Annotated in this window: 1 pseudogene; it reads right to left on the bottom strand. The window is 58.3% G+C overall.

Annotated features, from left to right (window positions below):
• Positions 1 to 254 (bottom strand): annotated as a pseudogene (locus EXE45_RS21120) (hypothetical protein); the annotation flags it as partial.

Genomic DNA, 254 nt, shown 5'->3' with positions numbered 1-254 from the left:
TTGGGGCGGACTAACGCGGTAAACTGGTGCGGGCTGTTAAACACTGCCTCCAGTCGCCGAGTGTACTTCTCGCGTTCAGAGATATCGATGAACAGCACATCGGTACCTACAACCTCGTCGTCGATGGTGCGCGGGATCTCCCGTAACAGACATGGGACCGTATCACCGTCCGTCGTCACGAGCATGCGTTCTGCGACGGTGAGATCGCCGCTAAGCGCGCGTTCGTAGCCGTCTGACTGGAGCGAATCAGTCGA

Source organism: Halorubrum sp. SP9 (assembly GCF_005435015.1).
GTDB lineage: Archaea > Halobacteriota > Halobacteria > Halobacteriales > Haloferacaceae > Halorubrum > Halorubrum sodomense.
Note: the sequence above shows the minus strand (reverse complement) of the source record. Positions and strands in the feature narration are given on the sequence as shown.